Annotated in this window: 5 protein-coding genes; all 5 read left to right on the forward strand. The window is 50.9% G+C overall.

What is annotated here, in order from left to right:
* The first annotated feature begins 161 nt into the window (after positions 1-161).
* The 5 genes from Q7V48_01300 to Q7V48_01320 all read left to right on the forward strand — a co-directional run bounded on the left by Q7V48_01300 (position 162) and on the right by Q7V48_01320 (position 5,092).
* Entirely contained in the window at positions 162-1,190 is a 1,029-nt protein-coding gene (locus tag Q7V48_01300) for a homoserine dehydrogenase (protein ID MDO9209378.1), read from the forward strand.
* A 96-nt stretch (positions 1,191-1,286) separates the two neighbouring features.
* Positions 1,287-2,168, forward strand: coding sequence for a 3-methyl-2-oxobutanoate hydroxymethyltransferase (gene panB / locus Q7V48_01305; protein ID MDO9209379.1), 882 nt, complete (start codon positions 1,287-1,289; stop codon positions 2,166-2,168).
* A gap of 143 nt (positions 2,169-2,311) precedes the next feature.
* Positions 2,312-2,614 (forward strand): phasin family protein, encoded by a 303-nt coding sequence (locus Q7V48_01310; protein ID MDO9209380.1) that lies wholly within the window; start codon positions 2,312-2,314, stop codon positions 2,612-2,614.
* Positions 2,615-2,617: 3 nt separating this feature from the next.
* Positions 2,618-4,312, forward strand: a complete 1,695-nt coding sequence (locus tag Q7V48_01315; protein ID MDO9209381.1) for an AarF/UbiB family protein — start codon at positions 2,618-2,620, stop codon at positions 4,310-4,312.
* Positions 4,313-4,366: 54 nt separating this feature from the next.
* Entirely contained in the window at positions 4,367-5,092 is a 726-nt protein-coding gene (locus Q7V48_01320) for a uroporphyrinogen decarboxylase family protein (protein MDO9209382.1), read from the forward strand.
* The last annotated feature ends 101 nt before the right edge of the window (positions 5,093-5,193 follow it).

The following is a 5,193-nucleotide window of genomic DNA, read 5'->3' on the forward strand; positions in this document are numbered from 1 at the left end:
AAGGGAGGTTTGCCTGTATTTTTTCTTGATTTTTTTGGTTTGGAAAAAATTGATAATTCCCGGATTCTGGCGGCCTCTCCACATTCCAATTTTGTCTGTTGAGCTTCTTACCTTAATCTGGTAAAAAGAATAAACTGCAAATTTCAAGAGAGGGGTTGGCTATGGACGTGCGCATCGTCATCTGCGGTTTGGGAAGAGTGGGAAGGGCTTTTGTTGGTTTGCTTATCCAGAAAGACAAGGACCTGAGGAACCGGTATGGATTGAAGCTGAAAGTCGTGGCGGCCGTGGACATCGGGGGAGCGGCTGTTGACCCTGAGGGTTTGCCATTGCAGGATCTTCTGGCTCATCTGGAGAAGGGGGGGCGGGTCGAAGATATGATCGGCTATGGCAAGAAAGGCTTTACCGGGGTCGAAGCGCTTACTTTGGGGATCGCGGATTTGCTGGTTGAAACGACCCCGACCAACATTAGAGACGGCGAGCCTGCCATGACGCACATCCGTACCGCCCTGGGCCAGGGCCGGCACGTAGTTACAGCGGCCAAGGGTCCCTTAGTCCTCCGGCATAAAGAGTTGAAAACTCTGGCTGAAAAGGCCGAGGTCAAATTGATGATCAGCGCGGCAACTGCGGCGGCCCTACCGACCTTGGACGTCGGACTTTCTTGCCTGGCCGGGACGGAAGTTTTGACGGCTGAGGGGATTCTCAACGGGACCACGAATTATATCCTCACCCGAATGTACGAAGACGGGTGCCCCTATGCCGAAGCCTTGGCCGAAGCTCAGAAGATGGGGGTTGCGGAACCCGACCCCTCCTTGGATGTGGAAGGGAGAGATACAGCCAATAAAATCCTGCTCATTGCCAACGAAGTTTTTCGGGCCGGGCTGTCCCTTGAGGATGTTTCCGTAGAAGGGATTACCAAGGTCAAACCGGAAGAGGTTGACCGGGCGAAGAAAGAAGGGAAGGTTATCAAACTCATCGGCAAGGTGGAGAAAAAAGAAGGGAAAATAGTGGCATCTGTCGCTCCGATGGCCCTGCCTTGGGAACATCCTCTGGCCAATGTCCGGGGCACGGAAAAGGCCATTTCCTACCTTACGGATACCATGGACCGGGTGACGGTCTCCGGCGGGAAATCAAACCCGGTAGGAGCGGCCGCAGCGATCCTGAAGGATATTATTCGGATTTATAAAGGATAAAATTTGCCCAGGGTTCACAGCGGGTGAAATATTGAAAATCATCAGTCGTAAGACCTTTTAGATCACTTTAGGTACTTAAATTAATCGGGAGGAAATATGAAGAAAAAGAAAAGTATTCAGGATTTTTATATGATGAAGGAAAAAGGGGAGCCAATCACTTTTATCACCAGTTATGATTACCCCACGGCCACCTTCGCTGAGAAAGCCGGGATGGATATGATCCTGGTAGGAGATTCTCTGGGTATGTGCGTTTACGGATACGAAGGAACCATGCCCGTAACCATGGACCAGATGATTGTCCACAGCGAGGCTGTACGCAGGGGAGCCCCGAATACGTGTGTCATCGGGGATATGCCTTTTCTTTCCTACCAGACCACGGATGAGGCGGCGGTGGAAAATGCCGGGCGCTTTTTCAAGGAAGCGAGGATGGATGCGGTCAAATTGGAAGGGGGGGTGCGCGTGGCCAGCCGCATCAGGGCTATCGTAGACGCCGGCATGCTGGTGATGGGCCACATCGGGCTTACCCCTCAAAGTTCTTCCCAATTGGGCGGGTTCAAAGCCCAGGGGAGAACTCTCGACAGTGCTAAGGCCCAGCTCGATGATGCCCTGGCCGTGCAGGAGGCGGGCGCGGCCATGATTCTTCTCGAGGCCATTCCTCCGGAGGTTGCCGGTTATATCCGGGACACCCTGACCATCCCCGTTTTGTCCATTGGCGCCGGCCCCTATTGCGACGGGCAACTCCTTATCGTCAGCGACATGCTCGGGATCTTCGAAGCCTTCACTCCCAAATTTGTGAAGCGCTACGCTGAAGTGGCCAAAGTTTGCACAGAAGCTTTAACGGCGTATGTTCAAGATGTGAGAAACAGGGTTTTCCCGGAACCCAAACATATCTACCCGATGATTCCTGAAGAGCTGACCAAATTCAAAGAATGGGTAGCTGCTGAGAAGGGGGAAAGTTCCCCCCACGGGGTATCTTGAGAGTATAGGAAATTCCTTTTTGGACACGGATTTACACAGAAAGTCGCTTAGCGCTTGGCGCTATGCGCATAGCGTCTTTTTTGTTTCTGCGGTTATCGGCATAAATCTGCGTCCTATTAAATTTTAAAAAAGGAGGGGGGACCATGTTTGAATTTATTAAAAAAGCGATTTTCATCGGTGCAGGGCTGGCCTCCATGACCGCCGAAAAGATTGAAGAGGCGGTGGAGGAAATTGTTAAAAAAGGTGAAATATCGGAAAAGCAGGGGAAGGAATTAATCCAAGATCTAAAAGAGAAATCCGGGAAAGTTAAAAAAGACTTCGGGGAGAGGATCGATAAGGTTGTGAATGACACCTTACAGAAGCTCAATATACCCACGAGAACAGAAGTGGAAGAACTGAGAGCAAGAATCGAACAGCTGGAGAAGGCAGCCGAGAAGAAGGAATAATCGATGCAGATCCGCAAGATCGGCGTTGTCTCCCGCACCTACCGGCACATCAACCGGTACCGCCAGATCCTGACCATTTTATTTAAATACGGCTTTGGAGAACTGGTAGACCGGCTGCATGTGGGACAATACCTGGAAATCGGCATGCAGATGATTTCCAGGAGCCGCCGGGAGCGAGTGGAAAAGCTAACCCGATCCGAGCGGATCCGCATGGCTTTTGAAGAACTCGGGTCGACGTTTATCAAGTTGGCCCAGATCCTTTCCACCCGTCCGGATTTGATTCCCCCTGAGTTTGCCCAGGAATTAGCCAAACTTCAAGACCAGGTTCCTCCTTTTCCTTTTGCTCAGGTGAGAGAAATTGTTGAGGCGGAGCTAAAAGCTCCGATCGAGGAGAAGTTTCAACATTTCGAAGAAGCACCCCTGGCAGCGGCGTCCATCGGCCAGGTTCATCGGGCCCGGCTGCAAAGCGGGGAAGAAGTGGTTGTAAAAGTACAGCGGCCGGGCATCCGCCACCAGATCGAAGTGGATTTAGAAATTTTGCTTCATATCGCCACCCTGATCGAAAGACACGTTGAGGAATTGGGGATCCAACGCCCTACCCGGATTGTGGAAGAGTTTGCTCGCACCCTGGTAAGGGAGATTGACTATACCATTGAAGCATCCCAGACCGAACGTTTCGCCCGTCAGTTTCTCGGCAATGCCACCATTTACGTCCCCCGGATTTATCGTGAGGCCACCACGGAGCGTATCCTGACCATGGAATATATTCCGGGGATCAAAGCCTCCGAAGTGACCGCGCTGGATCAGCAGGGCTTTGATCGAAAAATCATCGCTTCCCGCGGGACTGATTTAATCCTTGAACAGGTTTTCCAACATGGGTTTTTTCACGCCGATCCGCACCCGGGAAATGTTTTCCTCCTTCCGGACAATGTTATCTGTTACCTCGATTTTGGCATGATGGGCAGTGTTGACCGGCAGGCCCGGGATAATTTTGCCGACCTGGTTTATGGTTATGTCTGCCGGGATGAGTCCAAAATCGCCCAGGCTTTGTTGAAGATTATCGAATGGGACGTTGAACCGGACCGGCGGGCCCTGGAAAAAGACATCGCCGATTTTATAGCGATGTACTTGTATCGCCCTCTCAAAGAGTTGCGGATCGCCAATATTTCCAAAGCGCTCCTGGCATTGATCACCCGCCACCGGCTGCGCCTCCCGCCGGATATATTCCTGATGATCAAGGCCCTAACCACAGCAGAAGGGGTGGGAGTGGCGCTGGATCCTGACCTGGACATGGCCGAAAAAGCCGCTCCCTTCATCAAACGGATCAAAATGGAGCGCCTGCATCCCAGGCGGATCATCGGTGAATTTCTTGATTCAGGCGGGGACCTCATCCAATTGCTCAAGGAAATTCCCGGGGAGATGAGCGACATCCTCAAACAGGTAAAACAGGGAAAGGTGAAAATTGGTTTTGAACACCGGGGGCTGGAAAATTTTGCCTTTCATATAAATCGATCGTCAAACCGAATTGCCTTTTCTCTCCTGATTTCTTCCCTGATTATCGGGTCTTCCCTGATCATCCGGACCGAGATCGGACCTTTTCTTTTCGGCTTTCCCATCTTGGGGCTTTTGGGGTTCACCATCGCCGGCATTTTTGGCATCTGGTTGCTCATTTCCATCCTGCGCTCGGGGAGGCTGTGAAAAAATTTAAAAAAACGCCAGATCGCCTACCTTGAAAATAGAAGGGATTTAGAAATGACGCCTAAAGAACGAATGCTGTTGGAATTTCAGAGGCAGGTGGGAGATAAAGGATTTGCTGCCGCCCGGGGTTTGGCGGCGGCCAGCCCCATGCAACAAATTATGAGAGATTTTCTGGATGCTACTCAGTTTTATCTTGAGATGTACGATCATCCCCAAGAGATGCGCCAGCTCTGTGAAGACCTGGAGCCTTATTATGATCAGCTTTTTCAGGTCCTGGCCAACTCCCCGGCAGAAGTGGTTTTCCATGGAAGCAATTTCGACGAGATGATTACCTATCCTCCGTTCTTTCGTAATTATATTATGCCCTACCTGCAAAGATTGGCCGATATGCTTCACGCGCGAGGGAAACTGCTGATTTGCCACTGCGATGGCGAAAACCAGGGTCTTTTGGATTTGATCGCGGAGAGCGGTATGGACATCGCCGAAGCTATCTGCCCGCAGCCAATGACCAAAGTAACCATTTCCGAGGTGAAAAAGTCTTTTAAAGGAAAAGTTACCATCTTCGGCGGGGTGCCGTCGGTGGCCCTTCTGGAACAGAGCATGTCCGATGAGGAGTTTGAGCGGTTCATGAAGAATTTATTTCAGGAGATTGTCCCAGGAGATCGCTTTATTCTGGGGATAAGCGATACCACCCCGCCTGATGCTAAATTCGAGAGGTTGTTCCGTATTACGGAGATGGTACAGGGGTGGGGAAAGTTGCCAATGAAAATGCCAAAATAGCAAAGCGTGAAAAGAAAAGAAGAAAAAAATAAGAAGGAGGAGAAATGGTCAGTCAGGAAAAGTTTTACCAGGCACTTGCAGCCGGGAAAATGGATGAGGTG

The organism is Deltaproteobacteria bacterium (assembly GCA_030654105.1).
Lineage (GTDB): Bacteria > Desulfobacterota > SM23-61 > SM23-61 > SM23-61 > JAHJQK01.

Bases quoted from the DNA above. Each gene is read 5' to 3' on its own strand.
- Q7V48_01300 (MDO9209378.1), top strand. From the start codon at position 162: ATGGACGTGCGCATCGTCATCTGCGGTTTGGGAAGAGTGGGAAGGGCT.
- Q7V48_01310 (MDO9209380.1), top strand. From the start codon at position 2,312: ATGTTTGAATTTATTAAAAAAGCGATTTTCATCGGTGCAGGGCTGGCC.
- panB (MDO9209379.1), top strand. From the start codon at position 1,287: ATGAAGAAAAAGAAAAGTATTCAGGATTTTTATATGATGAAGGAAAAA.
- Q7V48_01320 (MDO9209382.1), top strand. From the start codon at position 4,367: ATGACGCCTAAAGAACGAATGCTGTTGGAATTTCAGAGGCAGGTGGGA.
- Q7V48_01315 (MDO9209381.1), top strand. From the start codon at position 2,618: ATGCAGATCCGCAAGATCGGCGTTGTCTCCCGCACCTACCGGCACATC.